Source organism: Gilvimarinus sp. 1_MG-2023 (genome assembly GCF_030548285.1).
Map to the genome: position 1 here is coordinate 1 of NZ_JAUOSC010000742.1, position 296 is coordinate 296.

Below are 296 nucleotides of genomic sequence, written 5' to 3' on the forward strand. Positions count from 1 at the left end.
GCCTCGAGCACAAGGAAACCATCGAAGCCGGTTCCCGCGGTGCTGTACTCGGTGGCGTCACCGCCTTTTTTGAAATGCCCAACACCCACCCGCTGACACTCAGTGGTGCCGACCTGCAAGCCAAACTCGACATCGCCGCCAACAGCAGCTGGTGTGACTACGCCTTTTACATCGGCGGCTCTGCCAGCAATCGCAATGAGATGCTGGCGCTGGAACAGCTGCCCGGCAGTGCCGGCATCAAGGTATTTATGGGCAGCTCCTTCGGCGATCTGCTGACCGACAACGACGACGTTCTG

Annotated in this window: 1 pseudogene; it reads left to right on the top strand. The window is 59.8% G+C overall.

Features of this window, described 5'->3' with window-relative positions:
• Positions 1-296, top strand: a pseudogene (locus Q4563_RS18845) (dihydroorotase); the annotation flags it as partial.